The sequence below is a fragment of the Gordonia sp. BP-119 genome (assembly GCF_016924115.1).
GTDB lineage: Bacteria > Actinomycetota > Actinomycetes > Mycobacteriales > Mycobacteriaceae > Gordonia > Gordonia hongkongensis.
Map to the genome: position 1 here is coordinate 106589 of NZ_JAFFZF010000004.1, position 13120 is coordinate 119708.

Sequence of the window (13120 nt, forward strand, 5' to 3'; positions counted from 1 at the left end):
GGAGCGCTGAGGGCTCCCTGAGATTCCCACCTCGACCGTGTCATGGCGCCGCGGCCCGCACCTCGCAGCCGTGACCGATCAGGATGCTTGCGCCGGTGGCGGTTTGGCGACGTAGTCGGCGGTCTCGATGATCGCCACGAAGAAACCGCTGCCCTCGATCACGTTGGCGCTGTGCACCAGGCCGGCCGGTATGTAGATGCTCGCGGGCGCCTCGACCTCATAGACCTCGTCCCCGAGCGTGATCTCGTAGACCAGACGGTCGAGCGACAGCAGGATGTTGATCTCCGGGCAGTCGTGTACGTGCGGCTCGCAGTAGTCACGTGAAGCCGCCGAGACGGCCCGCATCTCATGTGCCACGACGCGCTTCTCCGCCTCCGGGAAAAGGTCCCCACCGGCCAGCACACGACGGGTGATCGGCGCGTCGGCCGCGCCGTGGAAAGGTACGCCTCGGAGTGGGGACACCTCGCCCCGCGAGATCAGTCCGGCATGAGACCGGATGCTTTCGCTGATTGTCACACTGCCCCCTCTTGTCTCCCCGACCGTTCGCATGAGTAAGAACCTCACGGCTCCGCACATGCTACTAAGGTTCGGCTATCCACACCGACCGGGCAGTAACCTGTCAGGTCTGGCAGACGGGGCACCAATACAGTTTTCGGGCCTCCAGATCGGCGATCAGGACGGGTGTCCCGCAGATCCGGCATGGCTCGCCCGCCCGCCGGTACACGTAGGTCCGCGGACGGTTCGGGGCGTAGGACGGCGCCCCGGAATCGTCTTCGGGCCGGATCACGTGAATGCGTCCACGACGCACGCCGATCTTCATGAGAGTCACCAGGTCGGACCACAGAGCGTCGAATTCGTCTCGGAGAACACGCTTTCCGGGCCTCATCGGATCGATGCCGGCGCGGAAGAGGATCTCGGCGCGATACACGTTGCCGATCCCGGCGATGACCTTCTGGTCCATCAGCAGGGCGCCGACGGGCCGCGCGGACCGCGAGATCGCCGACCATGCCCGGTCGGGATCGGCGTCGCGTCGCAGCGGATCCGGACCGAGTCGGGCGACCAACGCCTCGAGATCGGCGGGGTGGTAGATCTCACACGCCGTCGGACCGCGAAGGTCCGTTCCGGCGGTCTCGGTCTCGATGCGGAGTCGAACCTGCCCGACCGGTTCCGGCACGGGCACCGCGAGTTCGGTGAACGAGCCGTACAGCCCGAGGTGGATGTGCACCATTCGTTCGGCACGCCCGTCCCGGTAACGATGGACGAGATGCTTGCCCCAGGCCTCGGCCGCGTGGAAGGTGAGTCCGTCCACCATCGCCGCACCGTCGGCGAACCGACCCTGCGGGCTGCTGACGCGAACCCGCTGCCCGCCGAACAGTCGCTGCTGCCGGCGGGCCAGTCGATGGAGAGTGTGGCCCTCGGGCACGAACTCGGCCGAGACCTACTGGGCCGGGGCCCCCGGCACCTCGGGAGCCTCGCCGGTGCGCTCGTACTCCGCGAGGATGTCGATGCGCCGCTGGTGCCGCGCCTCTTCCGACCACGGGGTGGCCAGGAACGCGTCCACGATGGCCAGCGCCTCGGCAGTGCTGTGCATCCGGCCGCCGATGCCGATGAGCTGTGCGTTGTTGTGCTGCCGGGCGAGCTGGGCGGTCTCGACGCTCCAGGCGAGTGCGCAGCGCGCGCCGGGGACCTTGTTCGCGGCGATCTGTTCGCCGTTGCCGCTGCCGCCGAGCACGATTCCCAGGCTGCCCGGGTCGGCGACGGTCTTGGCCGCGGCGGCGATGCAGAACGCCGGGTAGTCGTCGGCGGGGTCCATCTCGTGGGCACCGCAGTCCACGACCTCGTGGCCGGTGGCCTCGAGATGGTCTGCGATCTGGTTCTTGAGTTCGAATCCGGCATGGTCGGCACCGAGGTAGACACGCATGGCGTCACTATAGATTGAGGGCGTGGACACGCCCCTGCCCGTCCCCCGCGAGCCGGCCGCCGGCACACCCGCCTCCGGGGCACCGATCCCCAACGTGCCCGGCGTCGCCGACCCGCCGCCACCCGCGCCCGCCGACCCCGGTCGACGGTGGCTGCGCCCGGCGCACTACGCCGCGCGGCCGCGGCTGCACCCCTGGGAGATCCCCACCCTCGTGCTGGTGATCCTCGCGACGGTGGTCGGGTACGCGGCGATCATCGTCCTCGTCGCGCTGGGCACCCTCGACCAACTCCTGTTGGGCGCGTTGCTGTTTCCGCTCCTGCTGTTCGTGATCCGCGGCCTGACCTATGCATCACCGCGGGTCAACGGCGTACAGATGACGCCGACCCAGTTCCCCGACGGACACCGGATGGTCGTCGAAGCCGCAGCCCGCTTCGGACTGGAGTACGTGCCGGATGCCTACGTCGTCCTCGGCAACGGCGCGATCAACGCATTCGCCTCCGGGCACGGGTTCCGGCGATTCGTCGTCGTGTACTCCGACCTGTTCGAGGTGGGCGGCGCCGCCCGGGACCCGCAGGCGCTCGAGTTCATCATCGGCCACGAGGTCGGGCACATCGCCGCCGGGCACACCTCGTACTGGCGACAGCTCTCGACGATCGTCGGCATGAACATCCCCGTGCTCGGCGCCGCCCTGTCCCGCGCGCAGGAGTACAGCGCGGACAACTACGGGTACTACGCCAGACCCGGTGGGGCGCCCGGGGCGATGGGGGTCCTGGCCGCCGGCAAGTACATGCTCTCGGCGGTGGACTTCGACCAGTTCGCCGACCGGGCGACCCACGAGCGCGGGTTCTTCACCTTCCTGACCAACGCGATGTCGTCGCATCCGGTGCTGACCTGGCGGGCAGCCGCACTTCGCGACCGGACCCGCGCGGGGGCGATGCTGCTGCGTCCCAGCCAGATCGTCCGGGGCGTCGGGAGCGGAAACGTGGTGGCGGTGCCGCCGCCTCCCCATCCGGCGACCCTCGGGCCCGACGGACTGCCCAACGGCATCGAACCGCCACCACGCTTCTGACGTACGGAACCGCAAGCGCGCAACCGAACCCGATCAGTCGAACTGCGGATCCTCGTTGCGGGTGCGCTTGAGCTCGAAGAAGTGGGGGTAGGACGCGAGTGCGCGCGCACCGTCCCACACCGTCCCGGCGTCCTCACCACGCGGGATCCGCGACAACACGGGGCCGAAGAAGGCGACGTCGTTGACGTGGATGGTGGGCGTCCCGACATCGTCGCCCACCTTGTCCATCCCGGCGTGGTGGCTCTCGCGGATGACCTCGTCGAACTCGGTGCCGTCGGCGGCCTCGGCGAGCGAGGCGTCGAGGCCGACCTCCTCGAGCGCGCCCGCGATGACCTCGTCGAGATCCTTGATGCCCTGGTTGTGGATGCGGGTCCCCATCGCCGTGTACAGCGGCGCCAGGATCTCGTCGCCCTTCTGCGCGGCGGCGGCGGCGATGACCCGGACCGGACGCCAGGCGTGCTTGAGGCCCTCGCGGTACTCCTCGGGGATGTCCTTGCCCTCGTTGAGGACGGCGAGGCTCATGATGTGGAAATTGACCTCGATCGGCCGGACCTTCTCGGCCTCGAGGATCCAGCGTGAGGTGATCCAGCACCACGGGCAGAGCGGGTCGAACCAGAAATCGACGCGATCGGTGGGCTGGGCCTGCTCTGACATGGAACATCCTCTCGAGAGTCGACATTGAACACGTGCCGCCGACGATCGGCCGGTGGCGCCGTCGGACGGCTCAACACCCCGGCGGTTCGAACTGTTCCCGATGCGCGGAGCAGTCGCCGGCGCTGTGGATTCGCGGGGCCCGGTCCGGGCACGGTGTGAGATGGTGCAAGAACCGCCGAGGAAGAGGACCCGGGATGCCGTCGTCGCCACCGTCCGATCCGGACGAACCCGCCCGGGTGGTCGCGCGTCTCCGGCCGCTCGAACCCCGATCTCTCGGACAGCGCTCGGCACAGATCGTCCGGGCCGCCACAAGACTGTTCCAGGACGCGGGATTCCGAAACGTCAGCATCGAGCAGATCGGCGCCGCGGTCGGTCTCACCGGGCCGGCGGTGTACCGACATTTCCCCGGCAAACACGACATCCTCTCGCAAGCGCTGACGACGCAGGTGGAGCTCGTCGCGACACTCATGGCCGACGCCGAGGAGCACGGCCGCTCGCCGGTCGAGCAGCTCGCACTTCTGCTCGACGGGCTCGGTGACCTCACCGCCCATCGGGACGTGTCGACGCTGTGGCGTCGCGAGCAACGGCATCTGCAGCCGGCCGAACTCGACGTCATGCGCGGATACTTCGCCCAGTTGAGTGAGCACTTCGCCGCACTGGTCGCAGCGGCGCGTCCCGACGTCGCGCCGTCGGACGCGGCGATGCTGGGTGCCGCTGCACTCAGCGTGTACTCCAACACCTCCGGGATGCGGGGCTCCTTGTCGCCCGCCCGCCTCATGGAGGTCCAGCGCGCCGTGGCGGACTCCATCCTCGCGTGCCGGCTGCCGGGGCCACCGGAGCCGGACCCCGATGCCGAGCGCGCACCCGCGCACCGTCGCCCCGCCTCCCGTCGCGAGCGCATTCTCGACGCCGCCACCCAGTTGTTCTCCGAGCGGGGGTTCCCCGACGTCCGGATCGACGAGATCGCCCGCACGGCCGACGTCTCGATCGCGACGCTTTATCAGGAGGTGTCGGGCAAATCCGATCTCCTGCTGGCCGTTCTGTGGCGCGGCGTGCAGGGAATCCTCTACGTCACCGCCCATGCGTTGAGCCGCGCCGGTTCCGACGACCCCCTCGACGTGCTCATCCGCGTATTCGTCGAGTACGCACTCGACGTCCACGGCCGCATCATGCCCGTCTTCACCAGTGACCTCATGTATCTGCCGGACACCGAGCAGACGCAGCTCCGGAACGCGCAGACGGATTACCGGGCCGAATGGATCGACGCGATCCGGTCCCGTAACCCACTGCTGACCGCGGCCGACGCGAATGCGCTCGCCCAGGCGTTGTTCGGCTACACGTGCGAGATCATCGAGTCGCCGCAGCTGCGGTCCCGGCCCGGGGTCACCGCTGAACTCGAGACGATCGCACGGGCGATCCTGAACCCCGCCGGACTGCGTGGAGCACCGCCGGAGTCCTGACCTGGATAAGCTGGCCTGCGTGACTGCTCCGAACCTCACCAGAGACCAGGCCCGCGACCGCGCAGCGATTCTCGACGTGTCGAACTACCAGATCGACCTCGACCTCACCGACGGTTCCGGGGCGCCCGGGACCGAGACCTTCCGCTCGACGACGACGGTGCGGTTCACCGCGACGGAGGGCAGCGAGACGTTCGTCGATCTCGTGGCACCCACGCTGATCTCGGCCACCCTCAACGGAGCCGACCTCGACGTCTCCGGTTTCGACGAATCAGTGGGTATCCCGCTGTCGGGCCTCGCCGCCGAGAACACGCTCACCGTGGTCGCCGACTGCGCGTACTCCAACACCGGCGAAGGATTGCACCGGTTCGTCGACCAGTCCGACGACTCGGTGTACCTGTACTCACAGTTCGAGACGGCCGACGCCAAGCGGATGTTCGCCTGCTTCGATCAGCCCGATCTCAAGGCGACCTACACGGTGACCGTCACCGCTCCCGCGGACTGGAAGGTCATCTCCAACGCCGCGCACGCGGAGGCTCCTGGCGAACCGGACGGCTCCACATCCGCTGTGGTGCACCGATTCCGGGAAACAGTACCGATGAGCACCTACCTCGTCGCACTCATCGCGGGGCCGTATGCGGAGTGGACCGACGTCTACTCCGACGAGCACGGCGACATCCCGCTCGGCATCTACTGCCGCGCATCGCTCGCCGAGCACATGGACGCCGAGCGCCTGTTCACCGAGACCAAACAGGGCTTCGGCTTCTACCACCAGAACTTCGGGATCCCGTACGCCTTCGGCAAATACGACCAGCTGTTCGTCCCCGAGTTCAACGCCGGCGCGATGGAGAACGCCGGCGCCGTGACGTTCCTCGAGGACTACGTCTTCCGGTCCCGCGTGACCAAATACCTCTACGAGCGCCGCGCCGAGACCGTCCTGCACGAGATGGCCCACATGTGGTTCGGCGACCTGGTCACCATGCAGTGGTGGGATGACCTGTGGCTCAACGAGTCGTTCGCTACCTTCGCGTCCGTGCTGTGCCAGGCCGAGGCGACCGAATACGCCAGCGCCTGGACGACTTTCGCCAACGTCGAGAAGTCCTGGGCCTACCGGCAGGACCAGCTGCCCTCGACCCACCCGGTCGCGGCCGACATCCCCGACATCGCGGCCGTCGAGGTCAACTTCGACGGCATCACCTACGCCAAGGGCGCGTCGGTCCTCAAACAGCTGGTCGCCTACGTGGGCCTCGAGGACTTCCTCGCCGGGTTGCGCAGCTACTTCGCCGCGCACCAGTTCGGCAACGCCACCTTCGCCGATCTCCTCGGCGCATTGGAGAAGTCGTCGGGCCGGGACCTGTCGGACTGGGGCGACCAGTGGTTGCGCACCACGGGCATCAACGTCATCCGGCCCGACTTCGAGGTCGACGACTCCGGCGCCTTCACGCGGTTCACCATCGTCCAGGACGGCGCCGCCCCGGGCGCCGGCGAGACCCGGGTACACCGACTGCGCGTCGGTGTCTACGCCGACAACGGATCCGGTGCCATCGAGCAGACGCACAGTGTGGAACTCGACATCGAGGGCGAGCGCACCGACGTCGCCGACCTCGTCGGTGTGCATCGTGGAGATCTGGTGCTGCTCAACGACGGTGACCTCACCTACGCCTCGGTTCGGCTCGATCCGGAGTCGCTGGCGACGGCGACCGCCCGGATCGGCGACATCAGCGATCCGATGCCGCGCACCCTGGTCTGGTCGGCGGCGTGGGAGATGACCCGTCAGGCCGAGATGCGTGCCCGTGACTTCGTCGAACTCGTTCGGCAGGGCATCGCTGGGGAGTCGGAAATCGGTGTGGTGCAACGAGTTCTGCTGCAGGCGACGACCGCCATCGAATCCTATGCCGACCCGGAGTGGGCGGCCACCACGGGCCGTCCCGGATTCAGCTCGCGCATGCTCGAACTCGCCCGCGCGGCCGAGCCGGGTTCCGACCATCAGCTGGCGTTCGTCAACACCTGGCTCGGCGGCCTTATCAACGACGACCACACCGAGGTGGCCCGGGCGCTGCTCGAGGGCGCGGATCCCGCCGACCACGGGCTCGAGGGTCTCGCCGTCGACACGGACCTGCGGTGGAAGCTGGTGACCGCGCTGGCCACCGCCGGGGCGATCGACACCGATCCGGAGTCGACCCCGGTCATCGACGCCGAGGCCGAGCGGGACAACACCGCCACCGGCACGCGTTCGGCGGCGCTGGCGCGGGCGGCGCGTCCGCTGGCAGAGGCCAAGGCGGACACCTGGACTCGCGCCATCGAGGACGACTCGTTGTCGAATGTGTACACCCGCACCATGATCGGCGGATTCGCCCGTCCCGGCCAGGGCGAACTCCTCGAGCCCTACGTGGAGAAGTACTTCGAGGCGGTTCCGAAGGTGTGGGCACGCCGGTCGAGCGAGGTCGCGCAGACCGTCGTCATCGGCCTGTACCCGAGTTGGGCGATGTCGCAGCATGCCCTCGACCTCGCCGAGGACTTCCTGTCCGGGGACCACCCGTCTGCGCTGAAGCGGCTGATCTCCGAGGGCCGCGACGGCGTCGCCCGCTCGCTGCGGGCGCGCGCCTACGACGCGCAGGAGAGCTGAACCCCGCGGACGCCGGGTTCAGCGCCGTCGCCACCGGTAGCGCACCTGCGGGCGGCCCGCCGAGCCGTACTCGGTATCGCGTTCGAGTACATGGTCGTCGGCGAGCCGCTCGAGGTAGCGCCAGGCGGTGACCCGCGACGATCCGAGGGCGCGCGCCACTTCCGAGGCGGTCAGCCCGTCGGGGCTGTCACGGACCGCCCGGCTGACCGCGTCCTCGGTCTGCGGCGCCGCGCCCTTCTTCGCCGATCGACGGGTGTCGCTCGTGCGCAGCTCGGCGAGCGCCCGGTCGACGTCGCGCTGACTGACCGCGTCGGCGTCGCCGGTGAGGGCTTCGCGGTAGCGCAGGTACTGCTCGATCTTCTCCCGGAACGCGGCGAAGGTGAAGGGTTTCAGCAGGTAGAGCAGCACCCCGCGCGACATCGCGCTCCGGACGGTGGCGAGGTCGCGCTGGGCGGTGATCGCGATGACGTCGGGCGCCGGGCGGACACCCGACAGCGCCGAGGCGAGGTCCACGCCACGTGCGTCGGGCAGACCCAGATCGAGCAGCACCAGATCCACCGGTCCGGCGGTGGCCATCCGCAGCGCCTCTTGCGCGGTGGACACGGCACCGACGACCTCGAATCCGCCCAGCCGGACGAGATAATCGCGGTGCGCCTCGGCGATCACGGGTTCGTCCTCGACGATCAGGACGCGGATCATCGTCCGCGCTCCCCCGCGTCGGCGCGCACGCGTACCGAGATGACCGAGCCGTAGGTGTTCTCGGCGCTCATCGTCCCGTGCCGACGCGCGACGACCTGGGCGACGAGGGCGAGACCGAGGCCGCGCCCGGCGGCGTCACCTCCGGGCTTCGTCGAGTAACCCCGAGTGGTCGCCAGTGCGAGCAGGTCGGCATCCATGCCGCTGCCGCTGTCGGCGACGACGATGTCGAGCACGCGGTCGTCCCCGACGACCGTCACCTCCACCCACGGGTCCGCGGGGTCGCAGGCGTCCAGGGCGTTGTCGATCAGGTTGCCCACGACCGTGATCATCTCACCGGGCGTGAGGAGCCCGGTGGCGGCGTCACTCACCTGCGATTCCTCGGTCAGGGACAGCGCAATCCCGCGTTCGGCCGCCTGCGCCGTCTTCCCCAGCAGGAGGGCGACCAGCGCGGGCTCGGCCACCGCCTGGGTCATCCGGTCGATGAGGTGCTGGGAGAGCTCGAACTCGGTCGTCGCCAGCCGGATCGCCTCGTCGGGCCGGCCCATCTCCACGAGGGCGACGATCGTGTGCAACCGGTTGGCCGCCTCGTGCGCCTGCGATCGGAGGGCCTCGGCGAACCGCGTCATCGAGTCGAGTTCGCCCATCGCCTCCGAGAGCTCGGTGCGGTCACGGATGGTGACCACCGACGACGCGCGTCGGCCGGCCACCGGGGAACGACTCACCAGCAGCACCCGGCCGCGGTCGGCGTAGGTCACGTCCGTCTCCTCGTCGCCGTCGGTGAGGAAGGCGGGCAGGTCCGCGGGGGCCGTGTCGGGTCCGATCTCGAGCAGGCGGTGCGCCTCGGAGTTGACGAGTGCCGGTCGCCCGTCCTCCACGACGACCAATCCCTCGCGCACGGAACGCAACACGGCGTCGTGGTGGTCGTACATCAGCCGTAACTCGTCGGGCGCGAGTCCACCGGTCTGCCGCAGCAGTCGTCGCCGGATCCACCACACGCCGCCGACGGCGGTGAGCAGTGCCGCGAACGCGGCGAGGGCGATCAGCGGCAGCTGGCCACGCCACGCCGACGTCAGCGAGCGCTGGGTGATCCCGGCAGCGACCATCCCCACCACCCGGCCGTCGGCATCACGGACGGGAACGATCGTCCGGATCGACGGGCCCAGCGTGCCGGTGTAGTTCTCGGTCACGGTCTGCCCGCGCAGTGCCGCGTCGATGCTCCCCAGATACGGTTCGCCGATTCGCGCCGGGTCGGTGTGGGTGTAGCGGGTCCGGTCGGGCGCCAGCACGGTGATGAACGCGATCCCGGTTGCCGCGCGCACCCGCTCGGTGACCGGCTGCAGCACCGCGCTGGGATCCGGAGACGTGAGGGCCGCGACGGTCGACGGCGACTCCGCCAGGCTGACGGCCACCGCTGTCACCTCGGCCCTCGCCGCGCGGTCCGCGTCGATGCGGGCGTCGACGGCCGCCAGAACGCTCTCGGCGACGACGACCACCGCGAAGACCGCCAATGCGAGCGCGGCGACCTGTCCGGCGAGCGTGCGCGGGTACCACCGCATCCCTGCCGACCTCGTTCCTGTCCGCAGTGATGACTCCGGACGTGCTGGGTATGAACGTAATGAACACAATCGTGACCCGCGTCACCACATCGGGCCACAATCCTCATCACTGTTGTCCGAGGTGTACGAGGAGAGAATCACCGATGAACATTCGAGGCAGGTCCGGCGACTCACCGGCCGGGGACGGCTCCGATCCCATCGTGACCACGCCCGACGATACGGCCGACACGCCATCCAAGACCAAGCGCGACCGCACCCACTGGCTGTACATCGGTGTCATCATCGCGGTGATCGCGGGCGTCGTGGTCGGGCTCGTCGCGCCGGGCGTCGGCAAGGACCTCGGAGTGCTGGGGACCATGTTCGTCAGCCTCATCAAGATGATGATCGCCCCGGTCATCTTCTGCACGATCGTGTTGGGCATCGGCTCGGTTCGCAAGGCCGCGACGGTCGGCAAGGTCGGCGGACTCGCGTTCGTCTACTTCCTGGCGATGTCGACGGTTGCGCTGGCCATCGGCCTGGTCGTCGGCAACATCATCCAGCCGGGCGACGGCCTGAACATCGACTCGGTGTCGGGCAAGGGCCAGGAACTCGCCGAGGACGCACACGAGTCCGGCGGAACCCTCGACTTCATCCAGGGCATCATTCCGGAATCGATGCTGTCCGCGCTGACCGAGGGCAGCGTCCTGCAGGCGCTGTTCGTCGCGCTGCTCGTGGGCTTCGCGATCCAGGCGATGGGCCGCACCGGCGAACCGATCCTCACCGCGGTCTCCTACTTCCAGAAGCTCGTCTTCAAGGTGCTCACCATGGTGCTCTGGGTGGCCCCCATCGGCGCGTTCGGCGCCATCGCCAGCGTCGTGGGACAGACCGGCTGGGCTGCGGTCCAGCAGCTGCTGACGCTGATGCTCGCGTTCTATCTGACCTGCCTGGTGTTCGTGTTCGGCGTGCTCGGGGTGCTGCTGCGCACCGTGTCGGGCGTCTCGATCTTCAAACTCGTCAAGTACCTCACCCGCGAGTACATCCTGATCTTCGCGACGTCGTCCTCGGAGTCCGCGCTGCCTCGCCTGATCGCGAAGATGGAGCACCTCGGCGTGGAGAAGACCACAGTCGGCGTCGTGGTGCCGACCGGGTACTCGTTCAACCTCGACGGCACCGCCATCTACCTCACGATGGCGTCGATCTTCATCGCCGACGCGATGGGCGACCCGCTGTCGGTCGGTGAGCAGATCGGCCTGCTCGCGTTCATGATCATCGCGTCCAAGGGCGCCGCCGGCGTCAGCGGTGCGGGACTGGCCACCCTCGCCGGCGGACTCCAGGCCCATCGCCCCGACATGCTCGACGGCGTCGGCCTCATCGTCGGCATCGACCGGTTCATGTCGGAGGCCCGCGCGGTCACCAACTTCTCCGGCAACGCGGTCGCGACGCTGCTCGTCGGCTCGTGGACCAGCACCATCGACAAGCAGCGCATCGACGACGTGCTGTCCGGCCGGGATCCGTTCGACGAGAGCAACATGGTCGACGACGAACTCGACGACGACCCCACCGGTCGCGGAGCCCACGAGAAGGTCCTCACCCACTGACGACCCGCGACGACGAAGGCCGCCCCACCGGAATGGTGGGGCGGCCTTCGTGTATCCGGGTGTGCGAGCGATCAGCCGCCGGCGGCGGCGGTGGCCATCACGCGCAGCGAGGCGATCAGCCCGTCGATCAGGTTGCCCTGACGGAAGCCGGTGACCGCGGCGGTGACACCGAGAGCCGCGACGCGATCGTTCACGCGGGTGGACACCTTGTTGCCGGAGACGATCACCACGTCACGCGAGTTCGGCGAGACGGCGATGAGGGTGCCGTACGCGGGCTCGGGCGATCTCGCGAGGATCGCGCGGGCGCTGGTCTCCAGCTCACCGTCGAGGTCGCCGATGTAGACCGAGAAGCGCACGAGGGCCTTCTCGCTGGCGGCCTTCAGCGTCTCGTCGAGCGCGATCAGATCCTTCTTGCTGAACGGCGGCGTCGTCGGAGCGTCGGCCGGGTAGCGTGCCGCGGAAATGCGACCGCTGTTGGTGAAGACGGCGCCCAGCGGCAGTTCGGCGGCCGACCGGGCCGCGACCTCGGCGCTCACATTTGCGTGCGTAACCTCACCATTTGCCACTGGCCGAGCTCCCATCGACGTCGCCGGGTTCCGCATGCCGCGGAAGTGCCATCGGTTCGATGTCGGTGGCACTGAAGAGAAGCGGTGCGTGTTCCCACTGCTGGTCGAGGGTGTATTCCTCGACCTTCGGGTACTTGACCCCGGAGGAGAACACCATCGCGACAACACAGAGCAGAACAGCAAGCACCGTGAGAATCGTGACTGGCACTCCGATGGGGACGATCAGGCTGTCGACGTCCATGTCACCCTTTCGATGGTCGCGCCGGACCCGCCCGGTTGTCGGCGCAGGTCATCGTTGATCAATCTAACCCACTGGCCGCCGCCCGGCCCACGGGGGCCTACAGCGCGTCGTAGACGTGTGAGGCGACCCCGTGCGACCGGATCATGCCCCTCACGCGGCGCCGGCATCGAGGTACTGCAGCCACGCCGGATCGATGTCCTTGATGGTGGCCAGCACACGCCAGTGCCTGCCCTTCGGCACGGTCGGAACCGTCCGCAGCGTCCACCCCAGCTCCCCGAGCAGACGATCCGCCTTCCGGTGATTGCACGAGGCACAGCACGCCACGCAGTTCTCCCAGGTGTGCGTCCCGCCCCGACTCCGCGGGACCACGTGGTCGATCGTCGTCGCCCGTGCACCGCAGTAGCCGCACCCGTTCAGGTCACGACGCATCAGAGCGGCCCGAGTCATCGGCACGGTCGCCCGGTACGGCACGTGGACGTATCTGCGGAGGCGGATCACGGTCGGAACCGGGACCGCACCACCCACGGAGTGCACCGCCTCGCCCTGTTCGTCGGCGTGCACCAGATCGGCGCGATCACGGAGGATGAGGACGACCGCACGCCGGACCGTCACGGCCGTCAGCGGCTCGTACGTGGCGTTGAGGAGCAGCACCCGGCGGCGTGTCCAGGCCCCGGCGCCGGGAGCGGGACGGATCTGCCCGCGTCCCGTCTTCGCGTGTGATCTGTGCGTCATCTCGCCTCCCGCCACCCCGCCG

The 13120-nt window shown here is 68.8% G+C and carries 13 protein-coding genes; 4 read left to right on the forward strand and 9 right to left on the reverse strand.

The annotated features are described in order from the left end of the window. Window positions 1-78: 78 nt before the first annotated feature. The 3 genes from JW364_RS04295 to JW364_RS04305 form a co-directional block, all read right to left on the reverse strand. Window positions 79-516, reverse strand: coding sequence for a homocitrate synthase (locus tag JW364_RS04295; RefSeq protein ID WP_083229512.1), 438 nt, complete (start codon window positions 514-516; stop codon window positions 79-81). 103 nt (window positions 517-619) lie between these two features. Then, a complete protein-coding gene (locus tag JW364_RS04300; RefSeq protein WP_068972584.1) occupies window positions 620-1423 on the reverse strand; it encodes an Fpg/Nei family DNA glycosylase in 804 nt (267 codons plus the stop codon). Window positions 1424-1438: 15 nt separating this feature from the next. Beyond that, the gene (locus tag JW364_RS04305; RefSeq protein WP_058250044.1) at window positions 1439-1921 is read right to left on the reverse strand and encodes a ribose-5-phosphate isomerase; all 483 of its coding nucleotides are present in this window, start codon (window positions 1919-1921) and stop codon (window positions 1439-1441) included. A gap of 22 nt (window positions 1922-1943) precedes the next feature. On the opposite strand from JW364_RS04305, the gene JW364_RS04310 reads away from it, so the two are divergent. Further along, window positions 1944-2990, forward strand: a complete 1047-nt coding sequence (locus JW364_RS04310) for a M48 family metallopeptidase (protein ID WP_058250043.1) — start codon at window positions 1944-1946, stop codon at window positions 2988-2990. Between the two features lie 33 nt (window positions 2991-3023). Here the strand turns inward: JW364_RS04310 and JW364_RS04315 are convergent, their stop codons facing one another. Continuing rightward, window positions 3024-3644, reverse strand: a complete 621-nt coding sequence (locus JW364_RS04315) for a DsbA family protein (RefSeq protein WP_058250042.1) — start codon at window positions 3642-3644, stop codon at window positions 3024-3026. 194 nt (window positions 3645-3838) lie between these two features. On the opposite strand from JW364_RS04315, the gene JW364_RS04320 reads away from it, so the two are divergent. Then, a complete protein-coding gene (locus JW364_RS04320) occupies window positions 3839-5104 on the forward strand; it encodes a TetR/AcrR family transcriptional regulator (protein WP_083229513.1) in 1266 nt (421 codons plus the stop codon). Window positions 5105-5123: 19 nt separating this feature from the next. After that, entirely contained in the window at window positions 5124-7727 is a 2604-nt protein-coding gene (gene pepN / locus JW364_RS04325) for an aminopeptidase N (RefSeq protein WP_068972589.1), read from the forward strand. Between the two features lie 18 nt (window positions 7728-7745). Here the strand turns inward: pepN and JW364_RS04330 are convergent, their stop codons facing one another. Further along, entirely contained in the window at window positions 7746-8426 is a 681-nt protein-coding gene (locus JW364_RS04330; protein WP_058250040.1) for a response regulator, read from the reverse strand. Continuing rightward, window positions 8423-9982 (reverse strand): ATP-binding protein, encoded by a 1560-nt coding sequence (locus tag JW364_RS04335; protein WP_205333127.1) that lies wholly within the window; start codon window positions 9980-9982, stop codon window positions 8423-8425. The genes JW364_RS04330 and JW364_RS04335 overlap by 4 nt, the downstream gene beginning before the upstream one ends. A 143-nt stretch (window positions 9983-10125) precedes the next feature. On the opposite strand from JW364_RS04335, the gene JW364_RS04340 reads away from it, so the two are divergent. Then, on the forward strand, window positions 10126-11559 hold the full coding sequence (locus JW364_RS04340) for a cation:dicarboxylate symporter family transporter (protein ID WP_068972585.1): 1434 nt from the start codon (window positions 10126-10128) through the stop codon (window positions 11557-11559). Window positions 11560-11630: 71 nt separating this feature from the next. Here the strand turns inward: JW364_RS04340 and JW364_RS04345 are convergent, their stop codons facing one another. From JW364_RS04345 to JW364_RS04355, 3 genes are all read right to left on the reverse strand, one after another. Then, window positions 11631-12125: a DUF5130 family protein gene (locus tag JW364_RS04345; RefSeq protein ID WP_189340153.1), complete on the reverse strand. Its 495-nt coding sequence runs from the start codon at window positions 12123-12125 to the stop codon at window positions 11631-11633. Beyond that, entirely contained in the window at window positions 12112-12366 is a 255-nt protein-coding gene (locus tag JW364_RS04350) for a hypothetical protein (RefSeq protein WP_058250036.1), read from the reverse strand. The genes JW364_RS04345 and JW364_RS04350 overlap by 14 nt, the downstream gene beginning before the upstream one ends. Window positions 12367-12516: 150 nt before the next feature. Then, window positions 12517-13098 carry an HNH endonuclease gene (locus JW364_RS04355; protein WP_058250289.1) on the reverse strand — a complete coding sequence of 194 codons (582 nt, stop codon included), beginning with the start codon at window positions 13096-13098 and terminating at the stop codon, window positions 12517-12519. Between the last annotated feature and the right edge of the window lie 22 nt (window positions 13099-13120).

Coding starts and splice junctions, on each gene's coding strand:
- JW364_RS04350 (WP_058250036.1), bottom strand. CDS start 12,366: ATGGACGTCGACAGCCTGATCGTCCCCATCGGAGTGCCAGTCACGATT.
- JW364_RS04305 (WP_058250044.1), bottom strand. CDS start 1,921: ATGCGTGTCTACCTCGGTGCCGACCATGCCGGATTCGAACTCAAGAAC.
- JW364_RS04355 (WP_058250289.1), bottom strand. CDS start 13,098: ATGACGCACAGATCACACGCGAAGACGGGACGCGGGCAGATCCGTCCC.
- JW364_RS04340 (WP_068972585.1), top strand. CDS start 10,126: ATGAACATTCGAGGCAGGTCCGGCGACTCACCGGCCGGGGACGGCTCC.
- JW364_RS04320 (WP_083229513.1), top strand. CDS start 3,839: ATGCCGTCGTCGCCACCGTCCGATCCGGACGAACCCGCCCGGGTGGTC.
- JW364_RS04335 (WP_205333127.1), bottom strand. CDS start 9,982: ATGCGGTGGTACCCGCGCACGCTCGCCGGACAGGTCGCCGCGCTCGCA.
- JW364_RS04315 (WP_058250042.1), bottom strand. CDS start 3,644: ATGTCAGAGCAGGCCCAGCCCACCGATCGCGTCGATTTCTGGTTCGAC.
- JW364_RS04330 (WP_058250040.1), bottom strand. CDS start 8,426: ATGATCCGCGTCCTGATCGTCGAGGACGAACCCGTGATCGCCGAGGCG.